The organism is Shewanella sediminis HAW-EB3 (genome assembly GCF_000018025.1).
GTDB classification, from domain to species: Bacteria; Pseudomonadota; Gammaproteobacteria; order Enterobacterales; family Shewanellaceae; genus Shewanella; species Shewanella sediminis.
The window spans coordinates 3,479,716-3,496,971 of the sequence record NC_009831.1; the positions used below are offsets into that span (position 1 = coordinate 3,479,716).

Sequence of the window (17,256 nt, forward strand, 5' to 3'; positions counted from 1 at the left end):
ATGATTCTCGTTCCTTATGCTTCGTTATTGTCTTTCGGTGCCACTTTTTTATCGATAGAGGTTAACATCCCTCTCAGGATATTCATCTCTTGTCTTTCCAACCTGGCTCGACTAAACAGACGACGTAACTTTGTCATTACCTGACCAGGATGCTGCTTAACTATGAAGCCGGTATTGAGCAGTGTCTCTTCGAGGTGACTAAAAAAGTTTTCACGCTCTTTTGCAAAAGGATATTCATTCACCGGCTCAACATAGCCTTCAGGTTTGGCATTTTCAAAATCACGCTGAACCTGAGCAAGGTGAGCCACACGCGCTTCATAACAGATGATCTGTACCGCTTGTGCTAAGTTAAGCGAAGTATATTCCGGGTTTGCCGGTATCGCGACATGATAGTTACATTTCTGCAGCTCTTCATTGCTAAGACCATTATTTTCACGACCAAATACGATGGCGACAGGACCAGTTAAAGCAGAAGCAACTAACTTTTCGCCGGCCTCTCTCGGTTCCAGCATTGGCCAGTCTAATGTACGACTGCGTGCACTGGTCGCGATAACCAGACTACAATCCGCAATGGCTTCTGCGACGCTATCGACAGTAACCGCATGTTTAAGAATATCTGATGCCCCGGCAGCCAAAGCGACCGAATGCCCATCGGGCGCAACACGAGGTTCGGCAAGATATAATGTAGAGAGTCCCATGGTTTTCATTGCACGGGCTGTGGAACCTATGTTCCCAGGATGAGATGTACCAACGAGTACGACACGAATATTGCTGAGCATGAAACTACTTACTTTGATAGAAGAACATAACGAACAATATTATCACACCCCCCCTTTTGTTAAAACATCTAAGGGTTTTTCAGCATTGAAAGCAATACTCATACATTGACGGTTCTCAGCCCTCTCTGACCATTACCGGTAGACGGCTGCATATCAGTTGATGATATGAAAAGCATTAACATGTAGGCTCGCTGGCCATCTGGATATACTAGAATTAGCAATTCAAATGCCGGGAAGCTCAAGATCACTCAATGATGTTAGCGAGGTGACAGACCTTGCACTTTACGGCAGTGGGGGTATAATACGCACCGATTATTTATATCTGTTCTTTAAAATCCAGGGGATTGTAATGCATCCGATGCAGACTATTGCTGTGCGCGCTGCCCGCGCTGCCGGCCAAACGATTATACGTGCCTTCGCAGAACTCGACAAAGTTGAGGTTACAGCGAAAGGTATTAATGACTACGTGACTAACGTAGATAAAGAAGCTGAAGCTGCCATTACTTATCAAATCCGTAAGTCTTACCCGGATCACACTATCATTGGTGAAGAAACTGGTGAGAATAAAGGCGAAAATAGCGAATACGTATGGATTGTAGACCCTCTGGATGGCACTAACAATTTTGTTAAAGGCATCCCACACTTTGCGGTTTCTATCGCAGTTCAATACAAAGGTAAGACTGAAGTTGCCGTTGTGTATGATCCAATTCGCGACGAACTATTTTCTGCCGTTCGCGGTAAAGGCGCAAAGTTCAATGACTTCCGTATGCGTGTTTCTAAGAAAAATGATCTTAGCGATGCGATTATCGCTACAGGCTTCCCTTTCAAAGCCAAGCAGCATACTGAAACTTACATGAAAATTTTTACTGAAATTTTCACTCAATGTGCCGATGTTCGTCGTGCAGGTTCTGCCGCACTCGATCTTGCTTATGTTGGTGCGGGTCGCGTAGATGGTTTCTTCGAAATTGGTCTTAAACCTTGGGATATTGCAGCAGGCGAGCTTATTGTTCGTGAAGCTGGCGGTACTGTAACCGATTTCACCGGTAACCATGACTATATGACATCAGGTAATATTATTGCGGGTTCACCAAAAGCCACGTCAATAATCGTTAAAACTGCTCGCCCATTACTAAGCGAAGCACTTAAACGTTAATCCCCCCGGAACAGATTGTAAAATAAGAAGCCATCATCACTATGATGGCTTTTTTGTTTCTAATACCAAACCGCATAACTCCTGCCACCTCTTCTTTCTTAAAGACTAAAATTTCTTTAAAAAAACAGTTCCCTAAATAGAAAAGATCACCTCAATCATTCAAAGGCATTTACTTGCATCTTAAATGCACCTTATAATACCCGACATATTTACTAGGTTATTAGAGAGTGTCATGTTAAATATCGATGAACCGACTCATACACAATCCAAATTTTCACTTTTTAAACTAGGTTTTCGTCCTTTCTTCCTCTTAGGCGCCATGTTTAGCCTTATGGCCATCACCATTTGGGGAGGCTTCTTCTTTGGCCATATTCAGTTTTCGCCTCATGGAGATCCAATATGGTGGCATGGACATGAGATGATATTTGGCTTCGTTATCGCCATCATTGCAGGCTTTCTGCTAACGGCTGTACAAAACTGGACCGGACAACCGGGAGTTAAAGGTAAATCCCTCATGATCCTGGTCTTGGTTTGGATATTACCCAGAGTATTACTGCTTAATAAAGAGTGGGTATCACTGGAAGTCGTCATGGCGATAGACCTGGCCTTTGCTCCATTAACCGCACTCTTGATGGCAAGATCGGTATTAAAGGTTAAACAATGGCGAAATTTTGTCTTTGTGCCAATTTTATTGATGCTGATGTTAGTCAACGCAATAAGTTATTACGGTCTGCTAACTAATGACCCTGCGTTATCTCAAACGGCTCTACACTGCGCTATATTGCTCATGGTCACAGTCGTGGCACTGATAGGCGGTAGAGTGATTCCATTTTTTACCGAAAGAGCAACACAATGGCAGCGGAGTCCGAATATTGTTTGGCTCGAAATCGTCACCTTTATCAGCCTTATTTTTCTTATCCTGGCAGTATTATTTCAACAGCCACTCGTTATCCGGACAAGCGCAGGCATTGCCGGAATAATCTTACTGATAAGGTGGTCACGCTGGGGAGGAAGACACACTGCACGCGTTCCCCTGTTATGGTCACTCCATGTGAGCTATTTTTTCATTCCGCTAGGCTTATTACTTATCGCTACGGGTGAGAATTTCTCCGCAGGCTTGCATGGGATCACCTTAGGTGGCTTAGGAGGGATGATTTTAGCTATGATGGCCAGGGTATCTTTAGGCCATACAGGCAGAAACTTAACCCCACCAAAAATAGTAACACTTGCTTTTGCACTCATCATTCTGGCCACAGTATTAAGGATCTTGGCAGGATTAATGATGAGTTACTACCTTCCGTTGCTCGAGGCTGCAATCGTTTGTTGGGTGCTCTCTTTCGCCATATTCATTTATCACTATACCCCGATTTTACTCAGAGCCCGAGTGGACGGTAAACCCGGTTAAACAAAAAAACAAACAGGGCGCCAATATATTTTTTTACTAGAAAAGAGTCGAGAATTGGCGCCCAGCTCGTTTAAAGAAAATTCTGAATCCACCACAAACTCCATCCCAGTCCCCCGGTGACAATTTGTTAAAATACTAATGCCTTCTATATTAATAACAGTTTTATCACAAAAAATTCGGCCCTAAGAGCCCTACCTACCTGCATTATAATAGTATTAATGTGAATGGCGTCACACAGATAAGTTAGCACAGTTCTGAATACTTGATACCATTGCAAAAAAAACGCAAAGAGGTCTTTATGGGGAAACGATACATTCAATATGGTTCAAAAAGCATTAAAGCGGTTGAGCACTTCGTTCTGTTCATCATTGCTATCGCGACGATCGTTGCCATCGGACAAGAGATATACCATATATTTGAAGTAGGAAAAGTCGCACTTGCCGATCTACTGCTACTGTTTATCTATTTGGAAGTCTTGGCCATGGTGGCCAACTATGCCGAATCAGGAAAGCTTCCTGTTCGTATGCCTCTCTATATTGCCATCGTTGCCTTGGCTCGTTATCTGATATTAGATATGAAAGCTATGGACGACTGGCGAATTCTGGCAATCTCCGTATCCACGCTGATATTAGCTTCTACGGTAATAGTGATCCGTTGGGGACAGTTAAAACTACCTTACCCAAAGAGTGAAGATCATCAGTAGCCAATATTGGTATTAAAAAACTCAGCCAAATAGGCTGAGTTTTTTTGCCTATAACAAAGTGGCATTCTCTATTTGATTTTTTTGCCTTATTGAACATATATTATGCTACTTTTAAAGAGGTTACTTTTACTTCAATGAGAAGGGATCTTAGATGAGTGATATAGTTGAAGACTTGGATGAGCGACGTACCTCCTTAAGGCTTGACATGGAAGCCGAAAGAATCGTTCTCTCCTGGCATGATAAAGAAGGTGTTTTGAACACTGACGAAGGGATCTGTATCGATCTTGCCAGACATGGTGTGCTAATTGACTATAAACAGGGTTTCGAAATGGGTGAACTATTAACTATCACATTCAACCCTGATAACGACAAAGCACACACAGTTAAAGGTCAAGTGTGCAGGACAACAGAATGTAACCCCAACAGTTTCCATATCGCACTTCAACTGATCCCAACAGATAAATAATACGCTTTCCTGGTTTTCAGCAGTATCAGGGAGTCTGTTCTATACTTAACGTACTTAATAACCAAGGGTAATTGGTGCGAAAGGATATGGAGATATTTTTATGATATTGCTTGTGGGTGGCGAAAAAGGGGGGGCAGGTAAGAGCTGCATGGCCCAGAATCTGGCTGTTCATATTACTCAAAAATTTCAAGCCAACGTACTGATGGTCGATTGCGATCCCCAGCGCACAACATCCGACTGGATCCAGGCACGTAATGAAGATCCTAACCTTCCAACCATTAACTGTATCCAGCTCTACGGAAAAATTCGTAATGACTTATTGAGCCAAGATGAAAGATTTGACTATGTCATTGTCGATTGTGGTGGTCAAGATAACCTTGCAATGCGAGCCGCCATGTCGGTAGCGACTTATGTGGTTTTACCTTTAAGGCCTAAGCGTCGTGATCTTAAGACCCTTCCTCATATGGAAGATATGTTAAGCACCTGTAAGATGGTCAACCCCAAGATGGTCGCAACTATTGTGATGACTCAATGCCCTTCGCTTCCCAGCCAATTTAAACGAATACTTGAGGCCAAAGAAGTTGTGCAATCCTTCGGTTTAAGGGTATTAAATGCCGTCACTTTCAGTAGAAATATCTATGATGATAGTGAAGAGCAAGGCTCCTCTGTCATTGAGATTGATCCCGGAGGAAAGGCTGCAATGGAAATTCACGCGATTGCGGATGAACTTTTTGCTATAGAACCAGAAAATTGCTATGAGCTTAACTGACCTAAAGCGAAGAAAGAAGACAGCACCTCGTAAAAATGTCTCTATCGAGGATTTTATCGAAGACGCAAATAATTATGCCTTCGGACAACCCAGTGTGGTTAGTCGCAACAGAAAAAAGCTCACCACTAGCAAACATAAGGGGTTAGATAAACACTCCACAAAAATTTATAAGCATGCGACGTTTTCATTAACAGAGGAATCGATTGGCATACTGGATAAGCTTGCGAGCCAGTCTAAAATCGCAAAATCACGGCTGATCAGAATCTTAATTCATGAATTTTCGAATAAAAGTAAGGTTGAACAAGATTCGATTATTGCAATCTGCGACGACCATTGAAACCGACTTAGTATTGAGCTAATCGCAGTGACCTCTGTCACTGCGATTGTAAAACTGTATCTTTAATGATTGCAGATACGATCAGCCGCGGTCTCTATGCCTTGCTCCGACTCAGTAAACTTTCCTTTCTTTTCCAGAAACGCTATCAGCTCTTCAGCAGTCATTTCATTTGCTGAACAGGTGTGATAACAAGCGTTCTCTCCGAATTTTTCATGCATCAGGAGTTTTAGATCCTCTTTGCTAATCGCTTTCCCTAGGGTTAACATTAATTCCATGACTTGATGGCCATGTACCGAATTCGACATAGGTTGCCTCATATAAGATATAAATTATTTATCCCTTTATAAATAATTTTCGAAAATTAAACTTTGATCTTACACTCACAGATAGGTATCAATCATAATTTGAATTGATAATCTGCTTTTCTTGCTACTGAATGCCAACATGACTCATTGGGATCCTTATTCATGTCTTTGATTTTACTTTTAACCCAACAGATGAGCCTCTACTTAGTGCTGGTCTACCTTGTCAGTAAGACCCCCTTGTTCAAATTTTTTGCAGAAGCCGCGACTCGCCTGCCTCATAAGATATTCATCTACCTGATCTTTTCTGGCTTTTGCATCATGGCAACCTACTTCGGTGAACAAACTAACGATGCCATCGCCAACACCCGTGCCATGGGGGCCGTTTTAGGCGGTCTGTTAGGCGGGCCCGTTACCGGCTTTCTGGTCGGTCTCACAGGAGGCTTACACAGATATAGCATGGGAGGCTTCACCGATGTTGCCTGTGCTATTTCTACTACTCTCGAAGGGTTTTCGGCGGGAATGATCAGCCTCTATTTACGAAGACAAGATAAGAGTGAGCTGATATACGCCCCTTTGTTGGTCTGCCTGGTGACCTTCTGTGCAGAGATGCTTCAGATGGGGGTTATTCTACTCGTCGCCCAGCCTTTTTCCGATGCATGGGCGTTGGTTAAACAGATAGCCCTTCCGATGCTCTTAGTGAACTCTATCGGTGCAGCCCTGTTTATGAGTATGGTAAGAGATCAAAAAACCATGTTCGACAAACTCTCATCCGCATTCTCAACTCAAGCATTAAAAATTGCCGAACGCAGCGTTGGGGTGTTATCGAAGGGGTTCAATCAAGAAAGTAGTACCCAGGTTGCCCAGATTATTATCGAAGAAACCCATGTTGGAGCCGTTGCGATAACCGATAGAGAGCATCTGTTGGCCTTTATCGGAACAGGCGCCGACCATCATATTCCAGGCACTCCGATATCATCGAAAATAACTCAAGATGCCATAGATAATAACTGTGTCATGTTTGCCGACGGAGTCAACATGGCATACTCCTGCTCCATCTCCCCACAATGTCGACTAGGCTCCAGCTTAGTGATCCCGCTTCGATGTGAAAATGAGGTAATTGGAACAATTAAACTTTACGAGCCAAAGAACAAGCTATTTCTTAACATAAACCGAACGCTGGGTGAGGGAATTGGTCGATTATTATCGAACCAGATCTTATTCGGTCGCTTCGAACGTCAACAAAATCTACTCACTCAGGCTGAGTTAAAGTTATTGCAGGCACAAGTTAACCCTCATTTCCTCTTCAATGCGCTCAATACCATCGCAGCCATCATAAAAAGAGATCCCTTAAAGGCAAGACAACTGATCCAACAATTATCTCAATTTTTAAGAATTAACCTCAAACGCACCACAGGACTCGTGACACTTTCGGATGAACTTGAACATATTGATTCATATCTGACCATCGAGAAAGCACGTTTTATCGATAAACTAAACGTTGAGATTGATATCCCTGATCTACTGCTTACCTTTCGCCTGCCCGCATTTACCTTGCAGCCCATCATTGAAAACGCAGTGAAGCATGGTACCAGCCATATGTTAGAGCAAGGTCTTATAAGAGTTACTGGCAAGGTACGCGATGATTTATTAATATTAGAGGTAATTGATAATGCAGGGCTATACCAGTCAGATAACAATTCGGAGGGTCTGGGGATGAATTTGGTTCATAAACGAATTCAAAATCAGTTTGGATCTGAATTTGGTATCGATGTCGATTGCCGCAAAGATGAATACACCAGAGTCAGCATTAAGCTACCATATACGGAAACCCAGTCGTGATCACATCACTAATTATCGATGATGAGCTTTTTGCTCGAGAAGAGTTAGCCGACCTACTGAGTGAAAGCTCAGACATAGAGATCATCGGCCAATGCAGTAATGCTATCGAAGCATTGCAGATGATCACAAAACTTAAGCCTCAGTTGATCTTCCTGGACATCCAGATGCCGAGGATCACAGGTATTGAACTCATTGGCATGCTGGATCCTGACATAATGCCGCGTATCGTTTTCGTTACCGCCTACGATGAATTTGCCATCAAGGCATTCGATAATTACGCCTTCGATTATCTGTTAAAGCCTATCGATGAAAAAAGGCTTCAACAGACATTAAATCGGGTCAGAAAAGATTTTCAACCAAAATCTGTCAGCATCATTGCGCCAGAGCAGTTAACTCACCTCCCCTGCTATACCGGAAGTAAGCTTAAGGTGATATCGATTAAAGAGGTTGAGTTTGTATTCAGCGATCTCAGTGGTGTTCATGTTGCGACCAATAGGGAACAAGCACATACCCACTTAACCCTGAAAGTGCTGGAAGAGAAAACCTCGTTGATCAAATGCCATCGACAATACCTGATAAGCCCTGAAGCAATATCTGAAATAGAGGTCCAGGAAACCGGCGCCGAAGTCACCACAGTCTCCGGCGCTAAAGTTCCTGTTTCGAGGCGTTACTTAAAGCCACTGAAGCAGATGTTTGGTTTTTTATAATTTGTTCGTTTTTTAATCGAGCCTTATGACATAAGATGTTTGACGAAAGCGACGAGTGCAGCGGAGCTTAAGCTTCGCTGCCAAACGGCTTAACATTTCGGCAAACAAGCTATCAGACTTGTAACAAACCAAAACCACTCGGGGTCGATATGAAACCGTTAACCCCCTCAATCCGACCACTCACCTTTTTCCCGGTTTTCTAAATATCAGATCTCTTTACACTGAGGCCAACTCAAAATAGGAGATAGTAATTATGATGTGGTTTCTAATGTGTGTCGGCCTGCTTATCGGTGGATACTTTGTCTATGGTACTTTCGTAGAGAAGGTCTTCGGTATCAGTGCTCAACGCCAAACTCCGGCATTTACTAAAACCGACGGCGTAGATTTCGTGCCTATGTCCAAGGGCAAGGTCTACCTGATTCAACTGCTCAATATCGCCGGTGTGGGCCCCATATTTGGTCCTATTCTTGGTGCTCTCTATGGCCCGGCGGCCATGTTATGGATAGTATTCGGCTGTATTTTTGCCGGTGCGGTTCATGATTACTTCTCCGGTATGTTATCTGTTCGTAATGGCGGTCAATCAGTACCAAACCTGGCGGGTAAATATTTAGGTAAAGGCGCTAAGCACTTTATGAATGTATTTGCCATCATATTGCTATTACTTGTCGGTGTAGTATTTATCTCGGCGCCCGCCGGACTACTTGGAAAGCTTACCGGTTGGGACGTATCAATCTTCCTGGGCTTTATCTTTGCTTATTATCTTATCGCCACCATTGTACCTGTCGATAAGATCATCGGTAGACTCTATCCATTCTTCGGTGCGCTTCTGCTCTTCATGTCAATAGGTCTGACTATTGCCATCATGGTCTCGAGTGAGTACACACTATTACCAGGCTTCGAAGCCGGTGACTTCCTGACTAACCTTAACCCTAATGATATGCCTTTGTGGCCTGCACTGTTTATCACTATTGCCTGTGGTGCGGTATCCGGCTTCCATGCGACTCAGTCTCCTTTAATGGCTCGTTGTGTAGAAAATGAAACTAACGGTCGCTTCGTTTTCTTTGGGGCTATGATAGGTGAAGGTGTGATAGCGCTTATCTGGTGCGCCATTGCCCTATCTTTCTTCGGTGGTGTTGAAGGCCTCAACGCAGGAATGGCGGGTAACCCGGCAAACGTTGTATATGAAGCATCAACAGGACTTCTGGGCACAGTAGGCGGCTTTATGGCTATCTTAGGCGTTATTGTTCTGCCAATTACCTCAGGCGATACAGCCTTCCGCTCGGCTCGTTTAATTCTGTCTGAATTTTTCAAGATGCCACAAACTGAATTACCTAAGCGTTTAATGTTAGCCATCCCACTATTTATCATGGGTGCTATTCTGACTCAGGTTGACTTCGGTGTTATCTGGCGTTACTTCGGTGTCGCAAACCAAACGACTGCTGTAATGATGCTATGGACTGCCTCGGCATACCTGCTGCGACACAACAAGTTCCACTGGATCTGTACGGCACCGGCCATGTTCATGACCACAGTAGTGATTAGCTTCCTGCTAAGCTCGCACACTCTAGGAGCGGGACTGCCTATCACGGTTTCAACCATAGCTGGTCTTGTCTCTACTGCCGTTATTGCCTCATTGATTATCATCAAGACTAAGGGCAAAGGTGATGAAGGAGTAACCGAAGAGGTTTAACCTTTGACGATTTAGCTCATACCGATCGGTATAACGTTAAAAAGCCAGTCATGAGACTGGCTTTTTGCTATATCTACGGCGAGAGATTTATTCTTTTAAGAGCTCAGGCTCAACGAGTACACTTCCGATGTCATTAGAGACCCAGATCTGCCCTTCGCTGATATTATATTGAAGCGTCATACTTCGACTGACTAATTCTCCCATCTCTTTGACGGAATCCTCAGGAATATTCCACACTTTCAGGTTTTTATAACGCTCAAATGTTTGTTCGTTCTGTTTCCACCAAATAGGTACACTGCGACCGCCATAGGCAAAGAGCTGTACCTGCTTTGAACGACCACTCGCCTTTCTAAGCCACTTCTCATCACTTTGACCGAACTCAATCCAAAGCTCTATATCACCGATAAGTGATTTTTCCCAAAGCTCCGGCTCATCTTCGACACAAAGGCCCTTACTGAATTCAAGCGTGTCACTGGCATTCATTGCAAAGGCCAGCAGACGGAGCATCATACGAGAATCAGTTTCTGAGGGGTGCTGTGCAAGGGTTAGGTTGTGATCGTGATAATAACCACGATCCATATCTGCGATTTGAAGGTGAACTTTATAAACTGTTGCTTTAGGTGCCATCGTATTAACATCATTAATCTAGATTGGCACTAGTGTACCCTATTTGCTCATGCGTGAAGCTAAAGGTTATAAAATTAAAGGGTTGAAAGCTGGGCTTTGATGATTAGAGCGACCCCGCTTTAAGATGTTTTGCCATAGGGAAATGTGCCTTCAACTGAGCCAGTTTTTGAGTGTCTGTCACTATCAGGCATCGCTTTCCCTGATCAAACAAGCTGCTAAGTTCACTCAGAGGTGGCAACGGAGCACGACTCGCATCCCTCCTCACTAACTCATTCAGCTCGAAAGGTAGCGTTTCGATACTAAAGATATGATCTAATCGTTGCAGTAAAGGCATAGCCGCAATAGGTAGCATTGAAACCGGAGTCTCATCATCTAATAGCAGAATTTCGCCACCCGTTGAGATATTTTGGAATGCGTTGTCGTAATGAATGGAGGTCTGAGCATCAAACTTGTCGCCATTGGTTTTGAAAAAGTGCTCCCAGAACAACTTTCTCTGTTTAAATACGGGTAACTTCTGCTGTACCTCTAGTCTTCTATCTGCCACAAAATCAAACAGTTCAGTCAATGAACCTGGTAGCCAGGACTCCAATCGGGATCTTAGCTCACGAGCAAAAACCGGAGCTGCACCGGCTGTACTGATCGCGATTTGTAAACGCCCGCGATCAACAATAGAGGGGGTGATAAAGCGACATAACTTTGGACTATCGACGACATTGACCCATATCCCTCGATTTTTTGCCACATTAGCCAATGTGGTATTCAAGACTTGGTCCGCCGTCGCGAGGTAGACCAGATCGACACCCTGAATATCATCATCTTTAGCAGAACGCTGGAAGAGTGAAATCCGCCCCTTGTCGGCATAGGCTTGAACTTCGGCTGAGATCTCAGAGGCGATAACACAGATATCGGCCTCGGTTCTGGCCAAGAGATCTAACTTACGGCTCGCGACCTCACCGGCACCTATCAGTAACACTTTTAACTGGGAGGTATCGACAAACAATGGAAAATACTGCATCAAACGTTAGCTCCTGAAAACCTTGGGTCCTAAAAATCTTGCCACCTGAAAACCTTGCTCCTTATTAACTTAAGCGCTTAATCTTGAACCAAGGGCAGCTGTCTCTGTACCCAAGCTTTATAACCGCCGGCTAAAGACGCAACACGAGTATACCCCATCAGTTGAAGGTTCATCGCGGCAAGCGCGGAGCGATAGCCGCCACCACAGTAGAGGAGTAATGCCGTCGATTTATCCGGGTAACGAACTTCGATGTCTCGCTCTATGATCCCACGACCAAGATGAGCCGCTGCAGGCAGGTGATCTTTCAACCATTCATGGTCCTCTCGAACATCGATAAGTTGCCAAACATCATCATTTTGATACTCCTCAACCGTCACCTCTGTGATCTGAGGTAAGATGCTCTCAACCAAAGCTAAAAATGCAGAATTATGTTGCATGTTACAGTCTCCCGGAAAGGCGATAGATAGGTAAGTTTAGATTAATTATATCTAACTATAAGAACGGGGTTAATTGTGCTGGACACATCTCTCCGCACTGCAATGCCAACACAGCTCAAAACTGTCTTCGTTCATTTCATGACATTTTACACATTGCCATTGCGGACCATCGGTATTAAGTGACTCAAGTTGAGTCTTAGCCAGCTCATATTGTGACTCACACACCCACAACTCTACATTTTGTAGGTCGACGGGTAACTCCCCGATCCCACCTAGCAGGGCTTCACCTCTGAGTTCAACCTCTACTCCACAACTCTCTAAAAGCCCTTTCCAGGTATGAGCTTGAAGTAGATTTCCACCGGCGACTAAACGACGACGCTCTTCCATTTTAATTCTCCCAACAACTATTGCTCTTCTGGCAAATTCTGGCGTTACCTCGACTAACTGCCAACATCCTACTGCCAAACAGGCAAGCCTGTCGAGTGCTAATCATACCAATCTCACTAAATAACTGATCAGTTCATAGCCATTCAATTCAAGACATAAAAAAACCACCCTAAGGTGGTTTTTCAATTTAGCATTTAACAGCTTAAGGCATCAGCGCGTCTTGATCTGCGCCCTCTTTTTCAATTTCAACAGGCATCATATGCTCACGGTTAATTCCAAGCTTAACAGCAAGGAAACTCGCGACATAGATAGATGAGAAAGTACCGACAAATATTCCCATCAGCAATGCTGTCGCAAAGCCATGGATCATAGTGCCGCCCTTAAGGAATAACGCTACTACTACAACTAATGTTGTGCCCGTAGTGATAATAGTACGACTCATAGTTTGAGTAATTGAAGTGTTAACAATCTCTTCAGGCTCGCCTTTACGTATCTTAAGGAAGTTTTCACGAATTCGGTCGAACACTACGATAGTATCGTTAAGTGAGTAACCCACAACCGTCAAGACACCCGCAAGTACCGTAAGGTCAAAGTCGAGCTGCAATAGCGAAAATACACCCAGAGTAATGATAACGTCATGCGCAAGTGCAGCGACAGAACCTAAGGCTAAACGCCACTCAAATCGGAATGACACATAGATCAAGATACAGATAAGAGCGACTAAAACAGCTAAGCCCCCTTGTTCTGCCAGCTCTTTACCTATCTGAGGACCAACGACTTCTACACGTTTTTGAACCACTTGTGGATCAAATTTAAGTGCAGCATCCATAACCTGGCTAACTTGAGTATCGGTCGCTACGCCTTCCTTAACAGGGAGACGAACAAGTACATCACGGCTTGAACCGAAGTTCTGTACCACTGCACCGTCGGTCTCAACACTGCTCAGTTCAGCACGTAGTGCTTCTAAATCTGAAGGTGAAGAAAACTCAAGCTCAACGACTGTACCACCGGTAAAATCCAATCCCCAGTTAATCCCATTGGTCGCTAACGATGTTAGTGAACCAAGTACCAGTACCAAAGAGAGGATACTGATAGGAACCGCATGGCGAAGGAAGTTGATCGTGCCTTTTATTGATAAAATCTGAAACATAATCAACGACCCTTATATAGACAGTTTCTTCACGCGTTTACCACCCCACATAGCGTTAACTATTGAGCGAGTACCCACGATTGCAGTAAACATAGAGGTTGCGATACCGATCATAAGCGTTACTGCAAACCCTTTAACAGCACCCGTACCTACAGCAAACAGGATAAGTGCAGTCATAAATGTAGTGATGTTCGCATCGGCAATAGTTGAAAATGCGTTACCGTAACCTTCATGAATCGCTTGCTGTACGCTGCGGCCGTTGCGTAACTCTTCACGAATACGCTCGTAAATAAGCACGTTACCATCAACCGCCATACCGACAGTCAGTACCATGCCCGCAATACCTGGAAGCGTAAGTACGGCACCTGGGATCATCGACATAACACCAACAACCATCACAAGGTTCGCCGTCAACGCTAAGTTGGCAATTAGGCCGAAACCACGGTAATAAACCAGCATAAAAATAAGTACAACAGCCATACCCCAGATCATCGCTTGAACACCATTTTGGATGTTTTCAGCACCAAGGCTTGGACCAATGGTACGCTCTTCTACGATAGTCACAGGTGCAATCAAGGCACCCGCACGAAGTAGAAGGGCTAAGTTTTGCGCTTCTGAGTGCTCAAGGCCAGTGATCACGAAGTTACGACCAAGACGGGCTTGAATCGTTGCAACCGAGATAACTTCCTCGATCTTTTGCATCTTCACACTACCATCAGGATTCTTATCACCGTTGTCTTTATACTCGATGAACAAGGTTGCCATCGGCTTACCGATGTTATCCTTAGTTACATTCGAGAAGATAGACCCACCTTTTGAATCAAGGTTAATGCTCACCTGTGGACGACTGTATTCATCGAAGCTCGGTTGAGCACCTTGAATATGATCACCGGTCAACATTACAGCCTTATGCAGTACAACTTGTCCGCCCTGACGGCGATTGTATACTTGAGAACTTGGCGAGACTCTACCACTTGCAGCGGCAGCCGCGTCGGCTTTTTCATCCACCATGTGGAATTCAATAGAGGCCGTTGCGCCTAAGATATCTTTTGCACGTGCCGTATCCTGAACACCAGGAAGCTCGACGATAATACGCTCTGCACCTTGACGCTGTACAACAGGTTCTGCCACACCCAGCTCGTTCACACGATTACGGATCGTTGTGATGTTCTGCTGTAGTGCTTCCTCTTTGATCTGCTTAAGATAAGCTTCGCTCAAGTTAGCCATTAAGAAATAGCTGTCGCCCGAAGAGATATCGGTAAACACCATATCGTTGCCACGAGTCTTGAGGAAACGTTCAGCCTTCGCTAGATTCTCAGCATCACGGAACTTAATCTCAATGCCTTTAGCACTGTTACGAATACCGGCATAACGAATTTTCTCGCCACGAAGATCGGTTCTGAAGTCAGAAATTTTAGCTTCTGTCATCTTACGAACGGCTTCACCCATATCCACTTCCATCAGGAAGTGCACACCACCACGAAGATCGAGACCCAGTTTCATTGGGCTTCCACCCAATGACTCAAGCCAGTCAGGTGTCGCCGGAGCTAAGTTTAAGGCGACGATGTATTTATCACCTAGTGACTCTGCAATCGCTTCTTTAGCTAACAGTTGCTGATCGCCATTAGCCACACGAACCAATAGTTGACCATTTTCAAGCTCTGAACGCTTTACTGTAATGTTCTTACTTGCAAGAACATCATTTACGGTCGACTGTGTCGTTGCCGTAACCTCTGCACCACGAGAAGCCACTACCTGAACCGCATAGTCTTCCCCGAAGAGGTTTGGAATTGCATAGAAAGAACCAACGGCGATAATGATTATCACCATCAGGTTTTTCCACATTGGATATTTATTTAACACACCATCGCCCTCTTGGCTTAAAGTGACTTAATAGAGCCTTTAGGCAATACAGCTGAAATGTAATCCTTTTTAATCGTGATTTCAGTTGTTTCACTGATCGTCAGTAACACATAGTCATTTTCGTCACTGATTTTTGCAATTTTTCCTAAAATACCACCACTGGTGAGTACTTCATCACCTTTACCTAATGAGCCCATTAGGTTTTTGTGCTCTTTAACACGCTTTGATTGTGGACGGAAAATCATGAAATAGAATATCAAGCCAAATATAACTAGCATGAAAATCAGTTCCATGGTGCCACCGGCGCCAGTTACAGGAGCATCAGCAGCATAAGCATTTGAAATCAACATAGTGTTCTCTTCTTATTTTCAGTTAAAAATTAATCGGTTAATTCAGGAACTTCAGGGACTTCGCGTCCTTGACTGGTATAGAACTCCTCAACGAAGGCGTCTAATGTACCTGTCTCGATCGCACCGCGCAAACCTTCCATCAACTTTTGGTAATACCTAAGGTTATGAATGGTGTTTAAACGAGCACCTAAAATTTCATTACAACGATCTAAATGGTACAGGTATGCCCGAGAGTAGTTCTTACAGGTATAACAATCACATTTATCATCGAGTGGTGAAGTGTCATCACGATGACGTGCATTACGTATCTTAATAACGCCTTCAGTGGTAAACAGATGACCATTTCGAGCATTACGTGTAGGCATGACACAATCGAACATGTCGACGCCGCGACGTACACCTTCAACTAAATCTTCCGGCTTACCGACCCCCATCAAGTAACGCGGTTTATCTGTTGGGATTTGAGGACATGTATGCTCAAGAATGCGATGCATGTCAGCTTTAGGCTCACCCACAGCCAAACCACCAACGGCATAACCGTCAAATCCAATATCGACAAGCCCTTTAAGACTTTCATCACGCAGATCTTCATAAACCCCACCCTGAATGATACCAAACAGAGAATTAGGGTTTTCAAGCTTATCAAACTCATCGCGTGAACGTTGTGCCCAACGAAGAGACATCTGCATCGATTTACGTGCTTCGTCTTCTGTCGCTGGATACGGTGTACATTCATCGAAAATCATCACGACATCAGAGCCAAGAGAGTTCTGGATCTGCATAGACTTTTCAGGATCTAAAAAGATTTTTTCACCATTAATCGGCGAGCGGAAATGAACCCCCTCTTCGGTGATTTTTCGAATATCACCCAGGCTGAATACCTGGAATCCGCCAGAGTCTGTCAAAATAGGTCTTTGCCAGTTCATGAAGTCATGAAGATCACCATGTTTACGCATGATCTCTTCGCCAGGACGAAGCCACAAATGGAATGTGTTCCCCAGAAGGATATCTGCACCGGTTGCACGAACCTCTTCAGGCGTCATCCCCTTTACGGTACCGTAGGTACCAACAGGCATAAATGCAGGCGTTTCTACCGTGCCTCGCTCAAAGACTAAACGGCCACGACGAGCGCGACCTTGAGTTGTATCTAATTCAAATTTCATTTTATACCTCGCCAGAGAAACAGTCTGACCCATAAATGTTTGTACACAGTACAAAGCTATCGTTAAAACTAGAGATAAGGGCAAACAATCGAGTATCAACCCTTATCAAAA

Annotated in this window: 19 protein-coding genes; 9 read left to right on the top strand and 10 right to left on the bottom strand. The window is 44.1% G+C overall.

Going from position 1 to position 17,256, the window contains the following annotated elements; translation table 11 throughout:
- Positions 1-14 precede the first annotated feature (14 nt).
- Entirely contained in the window at positions 15-779 is a 765-nt protein-coding gene (gene trmJ, locus SSED_RS15010) for a tRNA (cytosine(32)/uridine(32)-2'-O)-methyltransferase TrmJ (RefSeq protein ID WP_012143211.1), read from the bottom strand.
- 349 nt (positions 780-1,128) lie between these two features.
- Between trmJ and suhB the strand changes: the two genes are divergently transcribed.
- The 6 genes from suhB to SSED_RS15040 all read left to right on the top strand — a co-directional run bounded on the left by suhB (position 1,129) and on the right by SSED_RS15040 (position 5,612).
- Positions 1,129-1,932: an inositol-1-monophosphatase gene (suhB, locus tag SSED_RS15015; RefSeq protein WP_012143212.1), complete on the top strand. Its 804-nt coding sequence runs from the start codon at positions 1,129-1,131 to the stop codon at positions 1,930-1,932.
- 232 nt (positions 1,933-2,164) lie between these two features.
- Positions 2,165-3,337: an NnrS family protein gene (locus SSED_RS15020; RefSeq protein WP_041421723.1), complete on the top strand. Its 1,173-nt coding sequence runs from the start codon at positions 2,165-2,167 to the stop codon at positions 3,335-3,337.
- A gap of 298 nt (positions 3,338-3,635) precedes the next feature.
- Entirely contained in the window at positions 3,636-4,040 is a 405-nt protein-coding gene (locus SSED_RS15025; RefSeq protein WP_012143214.1) for a phosphate-starvation-inducible protein PsiE, read from the top strand.
- Between the two features lie 151 nt (positions 4,041-4,191).
- Positions 4,192-4,506, top strand: coding sequence for a PilZ domain-containing protein (locus SSED_RS15030; RefSeq protein WP_012143215.1), 315 nt, complete (start codon positions 4,192-4,194; stop codon positions 4,504-4,506).
- A gap of 100 nt (positions 4,507-4,606) precedes the next feature.
- On the top strand, positions 4,607-5,275 hold the full coding sequence (locus SSED_RS15035) for an AAA family ATPase (protein ID WP_012143216.1): 669 nt from the start codon (positions 4,607-4,609) through the stop codon (positions 5,273-5,275).
- Positions 5,262-5,612, top strand: a complete 351-nt coding sequence (locus tag SSED_RS15040; protein WP_012143217.1) for a hypothetical protein — start codon at positions 5,262-5,264, stop codon at positions 5,610-5,612. Before SSED_RS15035 ends, SSED_RS15040 begins: the two co-directional genes overlap by 14 nt.
- Positions 5,613-5,674: 62 nt before the next feature.
- Here the strand turns inward: SSED_RS15040 and SSED_RS15045 are convergent, their stop codons facing one another.
- Complete coding sequence (locus SSED_RS15045) at positions 5,675-5,917, bottom strand: YecH family metal-binding protein (RefSeq protein ID WP_012143218.1); 243 nt, start codon at positions 5,915-5,917, stop codon at positions 5,675-5,677.
- 162 nt (positions 5,918-6,079) lie between these two features.
- Between SSED_RS15045 and SSED_RS15050 the strand changes: the two genes are divergently transcribed.
- From SSED_RS15050 to SSED_RS15060, 3 genes are all read left to right on the top strand, one after another.
- Positions 6,080-7,756, top strand: a complete 1,677-nt coding sequence (locus SSED_RS15050) for a sensor histidine kinase (RefSeq protein WP_012143219.1) — start codon at positions 6,080-6,082, stop codon at positions 7,754-7,756.
- Positions 7,753-8,463 carry a two-component system response regulator BtsR gene (gene btsR, locus SSED_RS15055; RefSeq protein WP_012143220.1) on the top strand — a complete coding sequence of 237 codons (711 nt, stop codon included), beginning with the start codon at positions 7,753-7,755 and terminating at the stop codon, positions 8,461-8,463. Before SSED_RS15050 ends, btsR begins: the two co-directional genes overlap by 4 nt.
- Positions 8,464-8,716: 253 nt before the next feature.
- Positions 8,717-10,153 (top strand): carbon starvation CstA family protein, encoded by a 1,437-nt coding sequence (locus SSED_RS15060; RefSeq protein WP_012143221.1) that lies wholly within the window; start codon positions 8,717-8,719, stop codon positions 10,151-10,153.
- 87 nt (positions 10,154-10,240) lie between these two features.
- Here the strand turns inward: SSED_RS15060 and SSED_RS15065 are convergent, their stop codons facing one another.
- The 8 genes from SSED_RS15065 to tgt all read right to left on the bottom strand — a co-directional run bounded on the left by SSED_RS15065 (position 10,241) and on the right by tgt (position 17,145).
- Positions 10,241-10,780 (bottom strand): YaeQ family protein, encoded by a 540-nt coding sequence (locus tag SSED_RS15065; protein WP_012143222.1) that lies wholly within the window; start codon positions 10,778-10,780, stop codon positions 10,241-10,243.
- Between the two features lie 103 nt (positions 10,781-10,883).
- On the bottom strand, positions 10,884-11,795 hold the full coding sequence (locus tag SSED_RS15070; RefSeq protein WP_012143223.1) for a precorrin-2 dehydrogenase/sirohydrochlorin ferrochelatase family protein: 912 nt from the start codon (positions 11,793-11,795) through the stop codon (positions 10,884-10,886).
- 77 nt (positions 11,796-11,872) lie between these two features.
- Positions 11,873-12,232: a rhodanese-like domain-containing protein gene (locus SSED_RS15075; protein WP_012143224.1), complete on the bottom strand. Its 360-nt coding sequence runs from the start codon at positions 12,230-12,232 to the stop codon at positions 11,873-11,875.
- 69 nt (positions 12,233-12,301) lie between these two features.
- Positions 12,302-12,619: a putative signal transducing protein gene (locus SSED_RS15080; RefSeq protein WP_012143225.1), complete on the bottom strand. Its 318-nt coding sequence runs from the start codon at positions 12,617-12,619 to the stop codon at positions 12,302-12,304.
- A 202-nt stretch (positions 12,620-12,821) separates the two neighbouring features.
- Positions 12,822-13,769 carry a protein translocase subunit SecF gene (gene secF / locus SSED_RS15085; protein ID WP_012143226.1) on the bottom strand — a complete coding sequence of 316 codons (948 nt, stop codon included), beginning with the start codon at positions 13,767-13,769 and terminating at the stop codon, positions 12,822-12,824.
- Between the two features lie 12 nt (positions 13,770-13,781).
- Positions 13,782-15,632, bottom strand: coding sequence for a protein translocase subunit SecD (gene secD / locus SSED_RS15090; RefSeq protein ID WP_012143227.1), 1,851 nt, complete (start codon positions 15,630-15,632; stop codon positions 13,782-13,784).
- A 17-nt stretch (positions 15,633-15,649) separates the two neighbouring features.
- On the bottom strand, positions 15,650-15,982 hold the full coding sequence (gene yajC / locus SSED_RS15095; RefSeq protein WP_012143228.1) for a preprotein translocase subunit YajC: 333 nt from the start codon (positions 15,980-15,982) through the stop codon (positions 15,650-15,652).
- Between the two features lie 29 nt (positions 15,983-16,011).
- Complete coding sequence (gene tgt / locus SSED_RS15100) at positions 16,012-17,145, bottom strand: tRNA guanosine(34) transglycosylase Tgt (RefSeq protein ID WP_012143229.1); 1,134 nt, start codon at positions 17,143-17,145, stop codon at positions 16,012-16,014.
- Between the last annotated feature and the right edge of the window lie 111 nt (positions 17,146-17,256).